Genomic DNA, 19,941 nt, shown 5'->3' with positions numbered 1-19,941 from the left:
GCCACTTATCCACAAATAAGTGCAGCCAGCGAACGAAACTGGCTATGATTAGGTCATACCTCGACAATGATAACAAAAAGGTACGACCTAATGCCCTCGAAAAATACTGTACTAAGCGCCATGCTGGCGGGCGCCCTTTTAAGCCCTATCGCCATGGCCGAAAGCAATTTTAATTACGACTTTTATGAAGTCGGAATTTCATCCACTAATGAAGATGATGAATCCTACACTAGTCTTGCCGCTAGTGGCTCAATGGAAATAAACAACAATCACTACATCACCGGTGGCGTTAAAACCGATATCACCAGCAATGCGACTGCTAATGAGATCAGTGTCGGAATTGGCGCTTACAAGCCAAGCTCCGAAGATATGGACTACTACTCTCGTGCTGGCTTCAAACATGGAAAAGATGACAGCGGTTCACACCAAACGGTTAACGTGGGCTTTGGCGCTCGCTTCCAATTAAGTGATGCCATTGAACTGGAAGGCGGCATTGATCTGCTATTTTCCAATGCGGACGAAGGCACTGGCGTTAGCGGAACAGCAAGCGCACTTTACGATATTGATGAAAAGATTCAAGTCGGTGCTGGACTCGCAAGCGATGGTGACCAAACTGAAACTCGTTTATTCACCCGCGTTAAAATGCTTTAACGCCACATTAAGCTCAACCTGATCACTTTCTGTTGATCGGGTTGAGCTTAAAATTCCCGCATTACGAAAATCTCATTTCATTATCCAGCTGATTCCCTTTAGAATGCCACTGTTAAAAAAATAACTTTGGAACAACTTCGATGGATCCTCTTGATCAGCTAGACCAACTCAGTAAACGCCTCGCCTCCCTTATTCCAGAACCGCTACAAGCCACTCAAAAAGATATCGAGTCCAACTTAAAGTCGGGACTTGAAAGTGGATTGCGCAAAATGAATTTAGTCACTCGTGAGGAATTTGATGTTCAGACTGCTGTCCTAAGACGTACAAGAGAAAAACTTGAGCAACTGGAGCAACGCGTCAGCGAACTTGAGGCATCAAAGTCATCCTCTTGAAAGAACGCCTAAAAACAATAGCAAAATAAATATTAACGGCCTTTTACAGCAGACTTTATTATGAAAAAAATTATTATTCTTGCAGCCACCGTGTGCAGCTTATTCCTATTAAGCGGCAATGCCATAAGTGCTGGACAAGACCCCAATAGCGCCCTTAAAGAAGCCTATCAAAGCAAAGACTTTCGTAAAGTATTCAGCATTTCATCCGATTACGCGAAAAAAGGTGATGCTGCAGGGCAATACATTCTCGGGCAGCTCTATTTAAATGGTCGCGGCGTTCAAAAGAACCCAGCGATTGCATTTAGCTGGCTCAAAAAAGCAGCTGATCAACACCACCCACTGGCACAGTTCGCAATTGGAACACTCTATGCCACAGGCGAAGGCACGCGAAAAGACATGAACCAAGCCCAGCTTTGGTTTAACCGTGCTTCACAGCGTGGCGTACCCGATGCATTTCGCAGCCTTGGTGTGATGTACGAAAAAGGTGATGGCATCACCAAGAATATAGGCGCCGCAATGGGCTGGTATGAAAAAGCCGCGAATGCAGGCATGGTTGATGTACAAATGATGCTGGCAGAGCGCTACCTCAACGGTATTGGTACCAAGAAGAATCCAGCCAAAGCATTTGCCTTTGCGAACAAAGCCGCACAGTCAAAAGCCATTGAAGCAAACTACTTGCTGGGCCTGATGTACGCCACCGGCGAAGGCACTAGAAAGAACCCGCAGCTAGCCTTCCGGAATATGAAAATTGCCGCCGACAAAGGAATGCCTTCTGCACAGTACAGCTTGGGTGCCATGTATTTACAGGGCGTAGGCACCAAGGCCAATGAGCAATTGGCCTTTAAAATGTTTGATCTGGCCGCTAAGAAAAATATCCCACTGGCACAGCACAACTTGGGACTGATGTACCTACAAGGCCAAGGCACAGCAAAGAACCCGGGAATGGCTTTTAACTGGCTTAATAAATCAGCTCAGAAAGGACTCGCGAACTCGCAATTCCTATTGGGTGATCTTTATGTTGATGGTATCGGCGTTAAAGCCAAAAACTATCAGCTAGCCATGAACTGGTATCGCAAAGCCGCCAACCAAGGACTACCCATGGCAGAGTATAGCGTTGGCGCACTGTATGCCAATGGCTTCGGCGTCAAGCAAGACCTTAATCAAGCTAAAGCATGGTTCCAAAGAGCCGCCAAGCAGGGCTTACCTAGAGCACGCACGGCACTAGAGCAGCTGGATAAAATGGCTCAGCAGTAGCAAGCCTCAAATCCTAGACAATAAAAAAGCCTCAGTAATGAGGCTTTTTATATGTGTTACATTCTTGAGCGATTAAATCTTTGAGGAAAGACCTGTCATCACTTTTGACGTTAAAGGCATAAAGATCTTACGCACAGGCCAAGGTAGGCGCGCCGCACCAGCTTGTTGAGCAACCTCAGCATGATGCTGCTCATCCTGCTTCATCTGCAGCAGAACAGCATGACTGGCTTTATCCGCAGGTGGTAACTTTTGCAAATGCTGATCAATATGACGAGTCACTTGATCTTCAGTCTCTTTCACAAAGCCCAGACTCCAGCGATCTCCCGCAGCGCCAGCAATAGCGCCTAAACTATAGGAGCCCCAGTACCAAAACGGCCCTAGGTAGCTTTTATGACTCCCCAAGGCTTTAATGCGAGCTTCACACCAGTTCAAGTGATCATTCTCCTCAGCAGCAGACTCTGCCATCTGAGCTTTAACTTCAGCACTCTTCGCATTAAGCGCCTGCCCGCGATACAAACCCTGCGCAGCGACTTCGCCAGCATGGTTGATTCGCATCAAACTTGCCGCTGTGCGCTTCTCAGCATCGGTTAGCGAGCCGACTGACTGCATGTCGTCAGTGGGCAATGGCCTACCCGATAACGGCGCCGTGGCGTACACGGTGCGCAGTGACTGATCAACTTCAACCAATAACTTATCGAGCAAACTTAAATGGCGCATAACAACCTCAATATTTCTTACTTAGAACGCTCTGTCAGCATATCAATGACTTCAAGCAACTTCTTCTCATCACCCGCCGCATAAGGGCTGGTGCGGTACTTACCATCGATAATGATGCTAGGTACTGATTGTGCTTGAGAATCTGCACTGATTTGCTGTGCACGGCTTAATTTAGCCTGTAATGCCATAGAGTTAACGGCATTATCATAATCCTTTTCGCTGATACCTTGCTGTAGCAGGTAATCTTTTACCACGCCTGGATCAGACATTCTGGCGCGACGCTGCACGTGAATTGCATTGAAGATCTTTGGAATCAGCTTCTTCTCACCCGTCGGATCAAGCAACTCGGCAATGTAGAATGTTTTAGCATCGGCAGCCCAACGTGGATTCAGCATTGCTGGAACCTGTTTGAACGCAACGTAGTCAGGAAGACTCTTTTTGTACTGTTCGATTGTTGGCTCAAGATTAAAGCAATGAGGGCAACCCAGCCACATCAACTCAACCACCTCAACTTTTCCTGCTGGTGCATCTGTTTGCATCTGTGGGAAAATTTCGAAATAGTGAACACCTTCTTTAAATTCGGTCTTGTTCACTACCGCCTGAGTTTCAGTTGGCGCAGCTTCTTCAGCTTTAGCCACTTCAGCAGGAGCCGTCTCAGCAACAGGTGTCGCAGCTGCAGCTACTGTTTTTTCAGCAACCTCAACTTTAGACTCTACCGCTTTCTTATCGTTTGTTGCAGTTGCTGAATCACAGCCAGCTAATACAAGTGTTAGCACTACCAGACTGGAGGCTAGTAGAGAAATTTGCGTATTCATTTAGTTTTATCCTATTGAGAAACGTTAATTCAATGACCTACATAATACTGGAAAGTTCGGAGTTTGGATGCACCAAACGCACAAAAGGCAGCATTAAGCTACCTTTTGTCTGGGAATAGATCATCAAAACTCTAATAATTGATATTAACTAATCATTAGGCTTTTTGCTGATTATTCTTTCAAACCTGAGATGTATTCAGCAACCGCTTCCATATCAGTATCTGACATTTTGCTAGCGATATTGCGCATCATCTGACCTGCATCGTTAGCACGTGCACCAGATCTGAATAGCTTTAACTGATCAATCAGGTACTTCGGATGCTGTGACGCCAGTCTTGGGAACTTAGCCGCCTCATTACCAATACCGGTAGGACCATGACAAGCCGCACAAGCAGTTACCTTTGTAGAGATTTTTCCGCCTTTATACAGCAGCATCCCTTCGTTTACTTTTGTCTCATCAGCAGCGCCTGGTTTAGCTTGCTGAGAAGCAAAATAAGCCGCTAAATGCTCAACATCTTCATCCGATGCGATCAGCATAGCCTGAGCACTCATTACCGCGTTAACGCGATTTTTACTACGATAATCATTGAGTTGCTTGATCAGATAAGACTCATTCTGACCAGCGAGCCGAGGCCACTCGGGGTTAACACTATTACCATCGGCACCATGACACGCAGCGCATGTTGCTGATAACTCTTTACCCTTAACAGGGTCTCCTTTAGCGAAACTAACGGCAGAGGCCATCATCGCCAAACTCGCTAAAACTACTACCAATGCTTTTTTCATTTACGTGCTCCAAAAATACCAAATAAATGCTGCTACTAGGCACAACATTGCGACATCACACACAATGCTTGCAAAACGGCACAACCCCGCCTAGTCTGTACCGCACTCGAATTCGATCGCATGAACAGGCAGCGAAAGGCCTCGAACGTGCATCATTAACTAGCCGCAGTTTATAACACAGTTTCCATCAGTTCTGCAAAACACCGAATCCAAAAAGAGACAATTAAACCATGAGTTCGATTTACCGAAATGCCCGCTTTTTATCCAGCGCCACAACGACCAAAACTCTCCCTCCGGAGCATGGTTTAGAAGTCGCTTTCGCTGGCCGTTCAAACTCCGGGAAATCCAGCACGCTTAATTGTCTTTGTGAACAAAAATCACTGGCACGAGTCAGTAAGACACCAGGCCGTACTCAGTTAATCAATTTCTTTGAGCTACCTAACGGCAATGCACTGGTCGATCTTCCAGGTTATGGCTACGCAAAAGTTCCGGAACACATGAAACTGGAGTGGCAAGCGTTTATCGAAAGCTACCTGATCGGGCGCACGACACTAGTCGGCATGGTCATTATCATGGATATTCGACGACCCATGCTTGACTACGATCATATTATGCTGGAATGGGCGGAATCACGCCAATTACCCGTGCATATTATCTTGAATAAGTCAGATAAGTTAAAACGTGGCGCAATGACGCAAGCCCTGAACGATACTCGCAAGGCACTTAAAGAATACGACTTACCTGCAACGGTTCAAACATTCTCATCATTAAAGCGCTTAGGCGTGGAAGATCTGGCAAAGCAGCTAGATACCTGGATGAACCCTGTTATTGAAGAGTAATTAGTAGCCCCTGTTGATTGGGCGCGCATAAAAAAGCCCAATCAACAGGGGGTCCATTGAAAGGGCTAAAGAACAGACTTGGATTGGGGACACCAAATCTGCGTCCGCTAAGAAAGGTAAAGACACCGGGCTTAAGCATCTATAACTTACCTTTCCCATACAGCGGAAAACTGGTTACGACTTATTGAACGGATTCTTGTTTTGCGAAAGCTCAAACTGAACCTTAGCTGAACGACTGATTCCAGACGAACGAAAACCGCCTCAACAAACTATGACTTGATACTATTACATCAGCTACCGTTTGTCACCCTCGAACTACATTCCGATTTTCTATCACTGAGGGAATATTTTTTTATGCTGTGGCCTGAAACCACTGCGGCTGTCTACTTTGCTCACTTCAGCAACTGTAATTAAAGCACGCCCATCCCGAACAAACTCAATCGCAGCCCGCGTACCAATCGGCAGATTGCCAATGATATTGCGGAGGCTAACGCTATTACGAACTCGGCTGCCATTCGCCTGAACAATCACATCACCGCTTTGCAAGCCTGCCTGATCTGCTGGCGAGTTGATTACAACTCGGGAAATAAAGGCACCTTCGGCATTACTCATCGACAAGGCCTCAAGCATATTTGGCTCTAAGTTTTGGATTTCGACCCCGAGCTGACCACGCCTGACTTCACCAAAATTAATGAGCTGGTCTTTGATATTGCCGACCATATTCGATGGAATGGCAAAACCAATACCGACGCTTCCGCCGCCACGGCCACCTAAAATAGCCGTATTGATGCCAATTAACTCACCACGTAAGTTAACTAAAGCGCCGCCGGAGTTACCCGGATTAATCGGCGCATCAGTTTGAATAAAGTTTTCATAGGATTCGATACCAAGGCCGGAACGCCCTAGTGCACTCACAATTCCTGAAGTAGCGGTTTGGCCTAAGCCGAAGGGATTACCTACTGCGACCACGAAATCGCCAACCCGCAACTTATCGCTATCAGCTAACTTTAACGCAACCAGTCGCTCCGGCTTAACCTGCAGCACACTAACATCGGCACCAGCATCTTCACCGACTAATTCGGCTTCCAGCTCACGGCCATCCGTTAAGGTTATTTTTATTTTTTGCGCACCATTAACAACATGCGCATTGGTGACGACATAACCATTTTGGGCATCAATAATGATTCCAGAGCCAGTACCACGACCACGCTCTGGTAGCTCTCCGCCAAATAAGCGCTGGTAATTACCATCCGCAGCCTCAGACGCTGAGCCTTCGGTCACAATATCGACCACCGCAGGCATCACTTTCTCCAGCATGTCAGCCAGCGATGGTAAGGCTTGCCCATTAACCGAGCTTGGCAGCGCTGCAACTGAGGCGCCACTTTGCACCAGCATACACATCAAAGCCACACCACAAACGCGCTTGATGTTTTTCTGGTACCACCTTACTACTGACTTTCCCATGCCCTATTCCTACTCTGACGCATTAGCTTTTCTGCAGAGCACAAAAAGGCGCTCCCGCGTTATACTGATTGACGAGGATCCCAATCGAATAATGTTTGCATTTTCTGGTAAAAATCCCGCTGCTCAGCTGTTTTTGCTTCAGGCACCACCACCTTCAACACCACATACTGATCACCCGGTACAGTTCCTGGCAACCCCCTGCCCTTTAACCGCATCTTACCTCCGGACTTTGAGCCCTCCGGAATCGTTAATTTAATACTACCATTTAAAGTAGGTACCGTCACACTACCGCCTAATGCTGCCTCCCATGGCGCAATCGGCAAATCCACATAAATGTCTTTACCTTCCGCGCGGAATTTTGGATGCGGATTCAGCTTAATCTCCAGTAGTAAATCACCACCATTACTGGCTTTACCTGCTAAACGGATCTTTTTGCCTTCCTCAATACCCCGAGGAATTTTTACCTCAATACTAGAGCCTGTTTGAACGCGGATACGCTTATTCGCACCGGCAAACACATCTTCTAAATCCAGATAAACAGTGGCTGTTTGTGACTCAGGCTTTTTCGGTGGAGGTCGACGCCCACCTCCTGCTGACCGGCCGCCACCGTTAAAGAAAGTATCGAAAAAGTCACCGAAACCAGAAGCGCTTCCGCCAAAGCCACCCGACGCATAGCCTCCACCTTGGCTAAACGGATCAGCATTGCGATAACCTGTTCTTCCCATCTGATCATACTGTGCACGCTTAGTTTTATCGCTCAGCACTTCGTAGGCCTCGCTGACATCCTTAAACTTTGCCTCAGCATTAGGCTCTTTGCTCACATCGGGATGGTATTTTCGTGCCAAACGCTTATAACTTTTACGAATTGCATCCTGGTCAGCCGTCTTATCCAAGCCTAAAACTTTATAATAGTCTTTGTATTCCATGAATTTACGCTTACCTTATTCAATATAGATAGGCCGCTTAAAGCAGCCACAGATGCACCTAAAATGGCGACGCAATGCGCCAATTACAAGGGTAAATAATGTGGTTTTAACGGTGAATAGCAAATGGGCGGATGCTTCCACCCATTCTTAGCGACTCATTATTCTATATTCTGAATCTGTTCGCGCATTTGCTCGATCAGTACTTTTAGGTCCATAGAGAATCGCGTAGTAATCGCATCATTGGATTTAGAGCCCAAGGTATTGGCTTCACGATTCAGCTCCTGCATCAAAAAATCCAGTCGCCGACCAACCGCTTTGCCACTACTCAAAATCTGACGTAACTCTGCAAGGTGCGCTCCTAAGCGATCCAATTCTTCAGTGACATCCAGACGTTGCGCCTGAATCGCCAACTCCTGCTCTAAGCGCTGCGGATCAAACTCAAGATCTAAGCCTTCAATACGCTGCATTAAGCGCGCACGAGCGCCATCTACGACTACTTCTCGCCGCTCAGTCACCTCAGACACGATGCTTTCAATTTGGTCGCAACGCTGCTCAATAAACGCTACCAAACGGGCACCTTCTCGCGCTCGACCTTCTACCAACTCAGCCAGAGTTTCTACCAACAACTTTCGAGCTGAATCAAAAAGCTCTTCATAATCGGTTTCTTCAGCCTTGACCACACCCGGCCAAGCAAGAATTTGTGAGACTGTTAATGGCGTAGCATCTGGAGACTGAGACTGAACCTGTGATTGAGCCGTCATCAATGCCTGAATGCGCGCATCATCCAAAGAGATCGTGGTTTGCTTTTCTGCACCATCCAGCTCAAATCGCAGTGTTGCATCAACCTTTCCACGCGCAACGTTTTTACGAACAATTTCTTTAAAGTCATTTTCCATACTTCGAAAACCATCCGGCAAACGCATTGAGGTATCGAGATAGCGGTGATTAACGCTGCGAATTTCCCAAGTCAGCGAACCGGCATGATTGGCATCATCACCCCGGGCAAAAGCAGTCATGCTATGGATCATGCAATCTCCTCAAAATGCAGCTGATTATCAGCGCGTTGGCCACGAATATAGGTTTGCACGACTTTACCGGTAAATGGCCAGCCGCCAAATGGGGTGTTTTTGCCAGTGCTTCGCATCTTTTCTACTTCAAATACCCACTGCTTTTGCGGATCGTAAATCAGCAAGTCGGCCACTGAACCAACAGATAATCGCCCTGTTGGTCGATCAATAATATCAGCAGGGCCACTGCTCAACTTCGCAACCGCTTGCATCACTGTCAGCACACCTTCATCAACCAACTTCATAGTTAATGGGATCAGAGTTTCCAGTGACGAGATACCGGGACTAGACTCTTGAAACGGTGCCAATTTTGCATCAATATCGTGCGGCTGATGATCAGAGCAGATCGCATCAATGACACCATCACTGACCGCTTTCCTCAGCGCTTCACGGTCTGCCATACTCCGCAATGGCGGCATGGTATGACAGAGTGGGTTGTAGTCTTGAATATCTTGCTCACTCAGGTATAGCTGGTGCGCAGCAACATCTGCAGTCACCGACAAGCCTTGCTGCTTGGCACGAGCAATTAGCTCAACACCTGCGGCACTGGATACGCGGCAAAAGTGAATTTGTGCCTGAGCCTGCTCAGCCAGCAATAAAATTTGGGATAAGCCAACTGTTTCAGCAGCCACCGGAATACCGGGCAAACCAATACGTGTCGCAATAGCGCCTTCATGCACACAACCACGCCCAATCAAGCCGTATTCCACCGGATGTAAAAACAATGGTAAGCCGCAGGTATGGGCATATTCCATGGCTTTTCGCATGACATCCAAACTAATAAAAGGATGATGCCCCTGACTTACCGCCACACAGCCGGCTTTTTTCAAGCCCCCCATATTAGTCAGTTGCTCACCTTGCAGGCCATCAGTAATACCACCGATAATTTCAAACCAAACTCGTCCGGTACGAGATGCCTGATCTTTAATCAAATTCACTTCTGCAGTGGAATCAATCGGCTTCGCCAGCTCTGGCATACAACACAGCCGCGTAATACCTGCATTCACGGCCGCAACCGACTCAGTTTCAACCGTGGCTTTACGCTCTTGGTGACGCACATACACACCAATATCTACAACACCTGGCAGTATCCAGTGGCCGGTTGCATCAACCACATCGGCATCCTGCACATCCGTAATCGAAGCTGCAATCCGGCTGACTTTTCCCTGCTCAATTAGAATATCGCAGATCTGATCAGTATTGCTGACAGGGTCGATTAAGCGCCCCTGCTGAATTAATACTTTAGGCATTAGACTCCCCTCTCCGATTGCGCACCCATTACCATCGACATCACCGCCATACGCACCGCAATACCATTAGTCACCTGCTGCATAATCACCGACTGAGGCCCGTCTGCTACGTAGGAATCAATTTCCACGCCGCGATTTACTGGACCGGGATGCATAACCATCGCATCCGGCTTTGCCAGCTTCAAGCGTTTTTCTGTGAGTCCGTACATGGAGAAATACTCTCGCTCTGAGGGCAATAATGCCCCCTGCATGCGCTCTTTTTGAAGGCGTAACATCACCACTACGTCCGCATCCCGCAGCCCTTCCTCCATAACATGAAAGACTTTTACGCCCATCTGCTCAATGCCCATCGGAATCAGAGTCCGCGGACCAATCACCCGAATTTCATGAGCACCTAACGTTTTCAGCGCATGAATCTGTGAACGCGCAACCCGTGAGTGCATGATATCGCCCGTAATCGCTACCGTGAGTGCAGTGAAATCAGGCTTGTGCTGACGAATCGTCAACATATCCAACATCGCTTGCGTAGGATGTGCGTGATTACCATCACCTGCATTCAGCACACTAATGTGTGGCGCGCAGTAACGAGCAATGAAATGCGGCGCACTACTGTGATGATGGCGCACCACAAACATGTCGCAGTTCATGGCTTCCAAATTACGAATGGTATCCAGCAAACTCTCCCCTTTTGAGGCAGAGGAATTGCGAATATCCAAATTCACCACATCAGCTGACAAGCGCTGAGCGGCTAATTCAAAGGTAATACGGGTACGAGTGGAGTTTTCGAAGAACAAATTCATCACAGTTTTACCGCGCAACAGCGGGAATTTCTTCTGTGCCTTGCTGGGCAAGGTGACAAATTGCTCGGCACGATCAAGAATTTCGTTTAGCAAGTCACGGGATAAACCTTCAACGGTTAGGAAGTGTTTTAACTTGCCATCCGGTGTGAGTTGCAGCGAGGCCGGGAGCGGGCCGGGCGCTAAATAGGCATTAGTGAGGTTCACGACGAATTATACTCATTTCCAGTTGATCAGGGCCTGAGACCTGCAAGTAATCTTCTAGAGCCAGCTCATGCTTTACGCCAACCACTTGCGCCTCAATCGGCAGCTCACGATGCCCGCGATCTATCAATACGACCAACGTAATACTGGCAGGACGACCATAATCGAACAGCTCATTCATCGCCGCCCGGGTCGTTCTGCCCGTGTATAATACATCATCAACCAGAATAATATGGCGATCCTCTATACTCAGTGGCATTTGCGATGGCTTAAGTTGCGCCTGCAAACCATTGCTTGAGAAATCATCCCGATAGAATCCACTGTTTAAAGCAGACAATGGCTCATCAAAGCCCATCATTTCATGCAAGCGCTGCGCTACCCAAACACCACCAGAATGAATCCCGACCATTAACGGTGAGGTGATATTCGCTTGTTGCATATGTTGTTCAAGATCTGCCTGCATTTTCTGCAGCATTTGATTAACGCGTTCGTTATCGTATTCCATGATTCTGGGAGCTTCCGGACTAATGTTTTCGGGGAAATGACACTACTGGTTTTGATACCAGTTTTCAAAAATAATAACGGCTGATACCTGATCAACCTCTTCTTTCCTGACTTTACGCTTCCGACCTGCTTGCCGCACTTCTTTTAAACGGCGACCTGCCTCGATGGATGTAAATTGCTCGTTCGCTTCATCGACCGGCAAATTATAACGACCACGCAGCTGATTACAAAACTTCTCAACAATCGGCGTGATGGGCACATCTTCACCATCTAAATTGCGCGGCACGCCAACCACCAACAATGAAGGTCGCCACTCATTAATTAAACGAGTGATCCCCTCCCAGTCAGGCTTTTGATTAATACTTTGGAGGGTTGTTAGAGTCGAGGCAGTACCAACAATGGTGTTACCCACAGCCACGCCGGTGCGCTGCATGCCAAAATCAAACACAAGAACGGTTGACATAATTCAGGCGTGCCCTGCGACGTCGCTAATAAGGTTTAGGTCAATACCAAGCGTGCTAGCGGCACTTGACCAACGCTGATCAAAAGGGGTTTCAAACAGAATCTGAGGGTCAACCGGACAGGTCAACCACGCATTTTGCAGCAGCTCTTCTTCAACTTGTCCAGCCGTCCAGCTTGAACAGCCTAAGGCCAGCAGGAAGTGTTCAGGCCCCTGCCCTGTGGCAATGTCATCCAGGATATCGCGCGAAGAAGTAATCGCAAGGTTATCATCGATTTGGAGAGTCCCTTCCCAAGAACGGGAAGTGTCGTGAATGACAAAGCCTTGACCGGGCTGTACCGGACCACCTTTTACAGCAGTGCTATCTAGCCAGTCTTGTTCTACACAATCAATATCGAGCTGTTTAAACAGGTCACCCAGCGTAATATCTATGGGCCGGTTGATGGTTACACCAAAACAGCCTTCATCATTATGTTCACAGATCAGCGTAACGGTTCGTGAAAACATGGGGTCTTCCATTCCCGGCATCGCGATTAAGAGCTGGTTACGCAAATTAGACGATGTCACCTGCATAGATTATTGACCTGAATAGACTATCACCTTAATTGGTGTAAAAAGCCGCCTTACCATTCTCCTTATGAAACACAATAGAACGTGTGATGTTGAGGCGGTCGTATTTTTTACGGATCTCAGGAGGCAATGGCTCATAAGGAGCCGCTAGCTTCACGCTGCGTAAGGCCGCTTTATCTAAGATCTTAGATCCTGATGATACAGTAATCTGCATCTCAACAACACGTCCGGCACGATCCAATGTTGCATTCAGGATCAAAGTACCACTCAAACTCAGGCGAATTGCTTCATCTGGAAAGTTAATATTACCAATTCGTTCCAGTTTTCTAGCCCAGTTCGAGATGTATTGTGCTTCAACCGCACTTTTAGCACTGATCGAGTCAATAAAATGAATTCGGGGACGCTTAGCGTAGCGCTGCTCGTCCTTATTCATTTCCGCCATGAGCATGGCAATTTCATCCGCCTTTTCAGAAAGCTCGTTATCAACGACCTTGGTTTCTTCAACCTCTTCCTCTTCAGGCTCTTTCTTAATGCGTTTATTAGTCGCGCCTTTGGTGGTCAATACTTTTGGCTTAGGCCTTTGAACAATCTCTGGTGCGGATTCCTCACTGGCAAAACTCTGCTCCCCATCGGTATCGTTGGGGTTTTCAGAAGCCATCTTGCTGGTAATTCGCGCCTTTTCCTCAAGTGATCCGCCGCCCTGCTGATTAGACTGCGCCAAAAAGTCAGCATCTTCCGGTTCAATATCTGAGAAGGTATTTACCAGCGTAATATCCAGCAATGCGCCCTGACGGACCGCATTTGGCTCCGGAATCATAAAACCAGTACCAAAGATAAGCGCTCCGTGAATAAACACGGCAACCGGTAAACTTTTAAATAACGGGCTTGATTCAGCTTTTTTTGAGAAAAGGGTGGACATAAGGCAACTCACTACAGGCGATTGTTTTTATTTTTAGTTCTACTGCCTAGGTTAGCCCTATAAGCCCGCCGAGTCAATATGACGAACGGGTAGTTCAAGACTAGCCATATAAATACTCGTCACCCTCAGCAGTGGTTTTGTACCATTTCATTAGCCACATATACTGCTCAGGAGACTCTGAAACCAGTGCTTCTAATGCTTTATTTAACGACACTGCATCCGCTTCTAACTCACCCGTAGGATAATTTTCCGGCATTGCTTTTAATTTGAGTACATAGCGCTTCCTGGACTCATCAAATGCCACAAATCCGGCAATCGCCTGCGCTTTACCAAGCTTAGTTAAACGAGCAGGTGTTGTTAATGTCGCTTTTTGACGCTCAAAAAATGGCGCAAATACCGCATTTTCCAAGCCCAAATCTTCATCAGGCAAGAAAATCATAATGCGCTTAGATTGAATCGCCCGAACCAATGGTCGCAGCCCTGCGTCACGAGGCACGACAAAATCAGCAAAGCGGCAACGACTGCGAGCAATCATCCAATCTAACACCGGATTATTCGAGCTTTTATACGAGCCAAAGCTTTCATAACGAGTCGACAGCGCGATAACGGCAAACTCCAACATTACACTGTGAGCCAGCAACAAAATGATCGGCTGCTGCTGAGAGTGGGCCTGCTCAAGAACTTCACCTCCCTCAATCTCAACCTGCTCCAGTAAACGCTGGCGACCGGAGAAGAAAAACACACTGTAATCAATTAAGCCGCGCCCATACCATCGAAGATGCGCTTTTACTTTTAGCTCCAGCTCAGCCTCTGATAGCACCGGAAATGCCTGCCTTAAATTAACTCGTGCAATATTTCGTCGTTTATCACTTTGCCGATACAAATAGGCACCAAGCTTATCGCCCAACTTATGCCGCCAAGACAACGGTAGCTGAACCAGCAAACTGGCAAATGCCAAACCTAGCCACGTCGGCCAATAGCGAGGATGTAACATGCTCGTTTGAAATGGAACGTCTGGATAATCAGTTGATGCCATAGCTACTTAAAGTTTTGCGCCGCAGGCCTTTGCCAGAGCCTGAGTCTTTTGGTTATTTGTTTCCTGCACGGCTTCGCTCCAGCCTTTATCCGTTTCTGGCCAGCCTTGGGTGTGCTGCTGAATTAAGTCAGCCAGTACCTGGATATGCTCACCATCTGCATTTAGCGCAGGAATGTAGCTGTATTGCTTGCCGCCTGCCTCTTCAAAAACTTCTTTATTCTCTAGCGCAATTTCCTGCAACGTTTCCAGACAATCCACAGAGAAACCAGGACACACTACATCAACGCCCTTAACGCCTGATTTGGCTAATGACTCCAATGTTTTATCAGTATATGGCTTGAGCCACTCTGCACGCCCAAAGCGGGATTGGAAGGTTAACACCCACTCCTCTTTCTTAAGCCCTAACTCTTCTGCCAGCAAACGCCCTGTTTTATGGCACTGGCAGTGGTACGGGTCGCCTAGCTCCAAGTTGCGCTTAGGCAAACCATGAAACGACATCATTAGCTTTTCATTACGACCATGCTTCTCCCAGTGCGCCTTCACACTTTGTGCAAGTGCTTTAATATAACGGGGATGGTCATGATAGTGATTGATAAAACGAATTTCAGGAATCCAGCGCCAGCGCTTCATTTCAGCACTCACAGCATCATAAGAAGTGGCAGTGGTTGCTGCAGAATATTGCGGATACAGCGGGAACACTAGTAAGCGCTGCGCACCCTTACTGCGTAGTGCCTGTAAGCCTTTTAACATTGAAGGATTACCATAGCGCATCGCCAACTCAACATGCACCGGGCCATTAAAGCGGACAGACATTTCTTGCTGCAAAGCTTGCTGCTGTTGCTTGCTGATACTCAGCAATGGCGAACCATCTTTTTCCCAAACGGATTCATACAATTTGGCACTGGCTGCCGGACGACGACGCAGAATGACGCCATTTAGGATAAACCACCAAATAGCACGAGGTATTTCGACCACTCGTTCGTCGGATAAAAACTGTTTTAAATAGCGGCGTACCGATGGCGTGGTTGGCTCATCTGGTGTACCAAGGTTAACTATTAAAACACCCAGACTTTCCGCTTTACCATGGAAAAACTGCTCATCGTGACTGTATCGACTCATTATTTTGATCCGTTTTTTATACCTTAATAACCAGTAATCACCGGTTTCTGTTGCACCGCAGAATACCACAGTCGCTCAAGCTGCCAATATTTATCATTAAGGACAAGGGATATTCGTCACCCTACTACCATTTATGGTGGTAATTAACGAGCATCCGTCTATAATCAATGTCCCTTGTATGATTTTGATTAGGTAAAACTATGGCCCGAGTAACGGTCGAAGATTGTTTAAAACACGTAGAAAGCAACTATGCTCTCGTACTGCAGGCTTCTAAGCGCGCACGCGCTATCGCAGAAGGTGCTGAGCCTTTGGTAGATCGCGATAACGACAAGCCTACCGTAATTGCTTTGCGCGAAATCGCAGAACAAGCAGTTGCCAAAGCGAATGATTCAATGGATGAGCTTCTTGTCAGCAAAGACAACGAAGCGATCGAAATCCGTATCGCAGGTTAACACCATGTCCGCGGATCAGGCGGCACCGGAGTTCGGAGCGACAGACTTGTATCGCATAGTTCAGCGATACCAGTCACCCGAAGACGTTGAGACTACCCGCAAAGCGTATACTTTAGCGGCAGAGGCTCACGGTGGAGTGCGCCGCAAGTCTGGCGAACTTTATATTCATCATCCTCTGGAAGTTGCCCGAATCCTGGCGGACTTGCATATGGATGTCGAAACCATTTGCGCCGCCCTACTTCATGATGTCATCGAAGACACAGATTACGATAAAGCTTATATAGAAAGCCGTTTTGGTTCAGTCGTTGCCAATCAGGTAGACGGCGTCACCAAGCTTGCCGGCAACCACTTCACCTCCCGCACTGAGGCCTCAGAAGCCAGCTTCCAAAAAATGATGATCGCCATGACTCAGGATTACCGGGTTGTGTTGATTAAATTGGCAGACCGCTTACACAATATGCGCACTCTTGGCTCCATGCCTGCCGAGAAAAAACGCCGCATAGCCAACGAAACACTCTCTATTCACGCCCCACTTGCCAGACGCATGGGCATGAATAAGTTTCGTAAAGAACTTCAGCTGCTTTGCCTAAGCCACCTACACCCTTGGCGCTACAAGATCATGCTCAAAGCAATCGATGCGAATCTTGAGCAAAACCATGTCACGCACGAACGTATATTAGACGACATCACCAAGGCATTGCGTAATCAGCACGTCGAAAGCTCGGTATTCCTTTGGGAAAAAAACCTATACCGGGTTCATCAGGAAGCGCTTCACCATCGCAATAATAAATACCTGAGCCACGAGTCAGACGTTGTTGAAATCCGGATATTAGTTGATAAGACACCAGAGTGTTATCTAGCGCTAGGCTTGATCCACCAGCTATACAGCCCAAAAGATGGCAAATTCAAAGACTTCATTGCTGCCAGAAAAGCTTATGGCTATCAGGCGCTACAAACCGAACTAATCACTTATGAACGTCTGCTACTCAAAGTAAAAATACAAACTAAGCAGATGTACCATATTTCGCAATACGGCGTCACATCGCATTACCGCTACCCGAACTCAATGTCTCCAACCGATTTTTCCAAGATCTATCTGGATCGCTGGATTAAACAAGTTGCAGATATTCAGCGCACCAGCGGCAGTCCTTCTGAGTTCATGGAAGACATTAGCTCTGATTTGTTCCTACAGGAAATACAGGTTTATACGCCTCGCGGTGACATCAAAACCTTACCGGTTGGCTCAACACCCATCGACTTCGCTTATGATATCCATACCGACCTTGGCAATCATTGCAAGGTTGCCGTTGTTGATCACCGACGCGTCCCGTTAAGTACACAGCTGAAAAATGGCTCCACCGTCAGAATTTACTCAGATGAAAATTCAACACCACAGCCTGCATGGCTAAGCTATGTTGCCACGGGAAAAGCGCGCTCGGCGATTCGTCAGTGGGTGAAAAACCGCAAAGACAGTGAATTCATCGCTCTTGGCAAAAAACTACTGGAACAAGCGCTAGAATCTCATAGTATTAAACTGGAAGACTTACCGAAAAAACAGTTTTTGAAAACCCTGAAAAATCTAAAGCTAGACTCCAATGAGACGCTTTATCGCTTAATCGCTAATGGAGAGCAGTGCTCAAAGCTAGTCGCAAGACGCTTAATCGATGAAGATAACCTCGTAAAGACTCGCGATGAAGACTTGGGGCGCCCTATTCTGATTAAAGGCACCGAAGGCTTAGCCGTAGACTTGCAACCCTGCTGCTACCCAGTCCCCGGCGATATTATCGTGGCTCAGCTAGAGAAAAATAAAGGCATGGCAATACATCGCGCCAACTGCCCCAATCTTAAGCATGCCAATAGCCGCCCGCTCAAAATATCCTGGGCACCCAACCAAACACAAACCTACCCTGCTGCACTCTCGATCGAAGTCAGCAACAGAGTGGGAGCGCTTTCCAGTGTAAGTAATACCTTGCACGACCTTGGAATAAACACTGAAGAAATGCATATTAGCGGCGACAATGACACGAAAGTTTTCTATATTGTCATTGAAGTACTCGATACTGAGCACCTGCACAGCGTTGCTCATAAATTACAGGAACTTGATCTGGTACTGTCCGTTTCAAGACCCATGTAACATTTCCTACTCAAGACCCCATAGCCAATGACATCATCAACAAGACCACCAAGAACTGCTATTTATGCAGGCACCTTCGACCCTCTTACTAACGGTCATACTGACCTGCTACGTCGTGCATGCAATCTATTTGATCACGTCATTTTAGCCATTGCCTCAAACTCTAAGAAAAACCCACGCTTCAGTTTAGAGCAGCGCCTAGAGCTTGCCCGCCAAGTGGTTGGTGACAAAGAAAACCTGACTATTATGGGTTTTAATACTCTGCTGACAGACTTTGCACACGAGCAAGGGGCCAATGTACTGATTCGTGGGCTGAGAGCAGTCTCGGATTTTGAATATGAGTTTCAGCTGGCTAGCATGAATCGCAGCCTGCGCCCTGAAATTGAGTCGGTTTACTTAATGCCGGAAGAGAAGTATGCGTTTATTTCATCTTCTTTGGTTAAAGAAGTCGCCGCACTGGGTGGGGATGTTTCACGGTTTGTACACCCAATCGTATTAGATGCACTACAAAACGGTATGGACGACTAAGGTCGCCCATACTTTTTAAATCAATTACTGGATAGATCTCAGCATTTCAAGCTCAGCCGGTGAGAATCCTCTTGCTGGCTTTGACTTCTGGGTAGATCGCCTGGAGCGCTTAGAACTCCCTTTTTTACTCTTCTCATCACCAAAACTTTGGTGTGATGTGGCACTGGTATGTGGAGCCAAATAAGCACCCGCCTGATAATGCCTCAGATGCATTGCCAACCAATGAGCGGTATTTCCCTCAGAGTTTCTGGCATTCGGGTCTAAACCAATCTGCAAATAGTAACGCACCATATCCGCATGGCCGAAGCGTGCCGCCAAGTGCAAGTTGGTCCAGTTTTTAGCCGTCTTAGCGTGCGGATCAAGTCCTGCATCAATCAACATCTTAGCGATATCGTAAGCACCACGCGCACTGGCCTCATGCAACAAACTAACTTTACCTGTATCCATTTGAGTTAAATCAGGATCACGTTCTAATAGAACGCGCACAACAGATGCCCAACGCTTACGAATCGCCAACCGTAAGCTGGTGTCACCTTTTTCAGTGACGTATTTATTACCCGCCCCGGAATCCAGCAACCACTTAGAACGCGCAGCGTCACCGACATCCAAAGCATCATACAAACGCTTGGCTAACTCAGGATTATAAAAAGCAGGATTTTTCTGTTTTTCAGTAACTTCTGGCTCTACAGCCTCAGCAGATGCTGCCGGAGTACTTTTAGTAGCAGACGCGGGCTCAGGCGTAACCGATCTTGGAGCACTGACCGCGCTAGTACCAAGCAATTTACGTTTTTGTTCTGCGCTGGCAGAGTCCAGCAACTCAATTAGAGCTCCAAAGTCATTAGGCAAAGGATTCCCATTGGTATCCAGCAAGACATTAGCGTTAGCATAAGCAGGAAAGCTCATACCCATAGTGACAAACATAGCAACAGGCGCAACACCCATCACCGTAATAAAACTGAAATATCGCGATAACATCTTCAGTCCCCAAACTGTGAAATCGAGCCTGTTAGTGTAGCTTATATTGAAACCGTATGTGTATAGTTCTCTGCCATCTGAA

General features: G+C 47.2%; 22 protein-coding genes. 7 read left to right on the top strand and 15 right to left on the bottom strand.

Annotation, left to right across the window (positions count from 1 at the left end; genetic code table 11):
• Nucleotides 1–90 precede the first annotated feature (90 nt).
• The 3 genes from LEUMU_RS0100475 to LEUMU_RS23970 all read left to right on the top strand — a co-directional run bounded on the left by LEUMU_RS0100475 (nt 91) and on the right by LEUMU_RS23970 (nt 2,297).
• Nucleotides 91–651, top strand: a complete 561-nt coding sequence (locus LEUMU_RS0100475) for a hypothetical protein (RefSeq protein ID WP_022950308.1) — start codon at nt 91–93, stop codon at nt 649–651.
• 140 nt (nt 652–791) lie between these two features.
• A complete protein-coding gene (locus tag LEUMU_RS0100470) occupies nt 792–1,043 on the top strand; it encodes an accessory factor UbiK family protein (protein WP_022950307.1) in 252 nt (83 codons plus the stop codon).
• A gap of 60 nt (nt 1,044–1,103) precedes the next feature.
• A complete protein-coding gene (locus LEUMU_RS23970; RefSeq protein WP_022950306.1) occupies nt 1,104–2,297 on the top strand; it encodes an SEL1-like repeat protein in 1,194 nt (397 codons plus the stop codon).
• 72 nt (nt 2,298–2,369) lie between these two features.
• On the opposite strand, the gene coq7 is transcribed toward LEUMU_RS23970, so the two are convergent.
• The 3 genes from coq7 to LEUMU_RS0100450 all read right to left on the bottom strand — a co-directional run bounded on the left by coq7 (nt 2,370) and on the right by LEUMU_RS0100450 (nt 4,615).
• Entirely contained in the window at nt 2,370–3,014 is a 645-nt protein-coding gene (coq7, locus tag LEUMU_RS0100460) for a 2-polyprenyl-3-methyl-6-methoxy-1,4-benzoquinone monooxygenase (RefSeq protein WP_022950305.1), read from the bottom strand.
• Between the two features lie 17 nt (nt 3,015–3,031).
• Nucleotides 3,032–3,829: a thiol:disulfide interchange protein DsbA/DsbL gene (locus tag LEUMU_RS23965; RefSeq protein ID WP_051155939.1), complete on the bottom strand. Its 798-nt coding sequence runs from the start codon at nt 3,827–3,829 to the stop codon at nt 3,032–3,034.
• Between the two features lie 171 nt (nt 3,830–4,000).
• Nucleotides 4,001–4,615 (bottom strand): c-type cytochrome, encoded by a 615-nt coding sequence (locus LEUMU_RS0100450; protein ID WP_022950304.1) that lies wholly within the window; start codon nt 4,613–4,615, stop codon nt 4,001–4,003.
• A 230-nt stretch (nt 4,616–4,845) separates the two neighbouring features.
• Between LEUMU_RS0100450 and yihA the strand changes: the two genes are divergently transcribed.
• The gene (gene yihA / locus LEUMU_RS0100445; RefSeq protein ID WP_022950303.1) at nt 4,846–5,454 is read left to right on the top strand and encodes a ribosome biogenesis GTP-binding protein YihA/YsxC; all 609 of its coding nucleotides are present in this window, start codon (nt 4,846–4,848) and stop codon (nt 5,452–5,454) included.
• A gap of 333 nt (nt 5,455–5,787) precedes the next feature.
• Here yihA and LEUMU_RS23960 read toward each other — a convergent pair whose 3' ends face one another.
• The 11 genes from LEUMU_RS23960 to hemH all read right to left on the bottom strand — a co-directional run bounded on the left by LEUMU_RS23960 (nt 5,788) and on the right by hemH (nt 15,770).
• Nucleotides 5,788–6,918, bottom strand: coding sequence for a trypsin-like peptidase domain-containing protein (locus LEUMU_RS23960; protein WP_022950302.1), 1,131 nt, complete (start codon nt 6,916–6,918; stop codon nt 5,788–5,790).
• A gap of 59 nt (nt 6,919–6,977) precedes the next feature.
• Nucleotides 6,978–7,844 carry a DnaJ C-terminal domain-containing protein gene (locus tag LEUMU_RS0100435; RefSeq protein ID WP_022950301.1) on the bottom strand — a complete coding sequence of 289 codons (867 nt, stop codon included), beginning with the start codon at nt 7,842–7,844 and terminating at the stop codon, nt 6,978–6,980.
• 158 nt (nt 7,845–8,002) lie between these two features.
• Nucleotides 8,003–8,872, bottom strand: a complete 870-nt coding sequence (locus LEUMU_RS0100430; protein ID WP_022950300.1) for a YicC/YloC family endoribonuclease — start codon at nt 8,870–8,872, stop codon at nt 8,003–8,005.
• A complete protein-coding gene (locus tag LEUMU_RS23955; protein ID WP_022950299.1) occupies nt 8,869–10,161 on the bottom strand; it encodes a dihydroorotase in 1,293 nt (430 codons plus the stop codon). Before LEUMU_RS23955 ends, LEUMU_RS0100430 begins: the two co-directional genes overlap by 4 nt.
• Nucleotides 10,161–11,165: an aspartate carbamoyltransferase catalytic subunit gene (locus LEUMU_RS0100420; protein ID WP_022950298.1), complete on the bottom strand. Its 1,005-nt coding sequence runs from the start codon at nt 11,163–11,165 to the stop codon at nt 10,161–10,163. Before LEUMU_RS0100420 ends, LEUMU_RS23955 begins: the two co-directional genes overlap by 1 nt.
• Entirely contained in the window at nt 11,152–11,667 is a 516-nt protein-coding gene (gene pyrR, locus LEUMU_RS0100415) for a bifunctional pyr operon transcriptional regulator/uracil phosphoribosyltransferase PyrR (RefSeq protein ID WP_022950297.1), read from the bottom strand. The genes LEUMU_RS0100420 and pyrR overlap by 14 nt, the downstream gene beginning before the upstream one ends.
• Nucleotides 11,668–11,709: 42 nt before the next feature.
• Entirely contained in the window at nt 11,710–12,129 is a 420-nt protein-coding gene (gene ruvX, locus LEUMU_RS0100410; protein ID WP_022950296.1) for a Holliday junction resolvase RuvX, read from the bottom strand.
• Nucleotides 12,130–12,132: 3 nt separating this feature from the next.
• The gene (locus tag LEUMU_RS0100405; protein ID WP_022950295.1) at nt 12,133–12,699 is read right to left on the bottom strand and encodes a YqgE/AlgH family protein; all 567 of its coding nucleotides are present in this window, start codon (nt 12,697–12,699) and stop codon (nt 12,133–12,135) included.
• Nucleotides 12,700–12,727: 28 nt separating this feature from the next.
• On the bottom strand, nt 12,728–13,615 hold the full coding sequence (locus LEUMU_RS0100400; protein ID WP_022950294.1) for an energy transducer TonB: 888 nt from the start codon (nt 13,613–13,615) through the stop codon (nt 12,728–12,730).
• Between the two features lie 100 nt (nt 13,616–13,715).
• Entirely contained in the window at nt 13,716–14,651 is a 936-nt protein-coding gene (locus tag LEUMU_RS0100395) for a lysophospholipid acyltransferase family protein (protein WP_022950293.1), read from the bottom strand.
• A 6-nt stretch (nt 14,652–14,657) separates the two neighbouring features.
• Nucleotides 14,658–15,770: a ferrochelatase gene (hemH, locus tag LEUMU_RS0100390; protein WP_022950292.1), complete on the bottom strand. Its 1,113-nt coding sequence runs from the start codon at nt 15,768–15,770 to the stop codon at nt 14,658–14,660.
• Nucleotides 15,771–15,970: 200 nt separating this feature from the next.
• Here hemH and rpoZ point away from each other — a divergent pair, with 200 nt between their 5' ends.
• Genes rpoZ through coaD form a run of 3 tightly spaced genes read left to right on the top strand, consistent with a single transcriptional unit; the run spans nt 15,971 to nt 18,884 of the window.
• On the top strand, nt 15,971–16,222 hold the full coding sequence (gene rpoZ / locus LEUMU_RS0100385; protein ID WP_022950291.1) for a DNA-directed RNA polymerase subunit omega: 252 nt from the start codon (nt 15,971–15,973) through the stop codon (nt 16,220–16,222).
• A gap of 4 nt (nt 16,223–16,226) precedes the next feature.
• Nucleotides 16,227–18,356: a RelA/SpoT family protein gene (locus LEUMU_RS23950; protein WP_022950290.1), complete on the top strand. Its 2,130-nt coding sequence runs from the start codon at nt 16,227–16,229 to the stop codon at nt 18,354–18,356.
• Between the two features lie 27 nt (nt 18,357–18,383).
• Nucleotides 18,384–18,884 carry a pantetheine-phosphate adenylyltransferase gene (coaD, locus tag LEUMU_RS0100375; protein ID WP_022950289.1) on the top strand — a complete coding sequence of 167 codons (501 nt, stop codon included), beginning with the start codon at nt 18,384–18,386 and terminating at the stop codon, nt 18,882–18,884.
• Nucleotides 18,885–18,908: 24 nt separating this feature from the next.
• Here coaD and LEUMU_RS0100370 read toward each other — a convergent pair whose 3' ends face one another.
• Nucleotides 18,909–19,859: an ankyrin repeat domain-containing protein gene (locus tag LEUMU_RS0100370; RefSeq protein WP_022950288.1), complete on the bottom strand. Its 951-nt coding sequence runs from the start codon at nt 19,857–19,859 to the stop codon at nt 18,909–18,911.
• Nucleotides 19,860–19,941 lie beyond the last annotated feature (82 nt).

This window comes from Leucothrix mucor DSM 2157, assembly GCF_000419525.1.
Lineage (GTDB): Bacteria > Pseudomonadota > Gammaproteobacteria > Thiotrichales > Thiotrichaceae > Leucothrix > Leucothrix mucor.
This window is presented reverse-complemented; position numbering and strand designations above follow the sequence as displayed.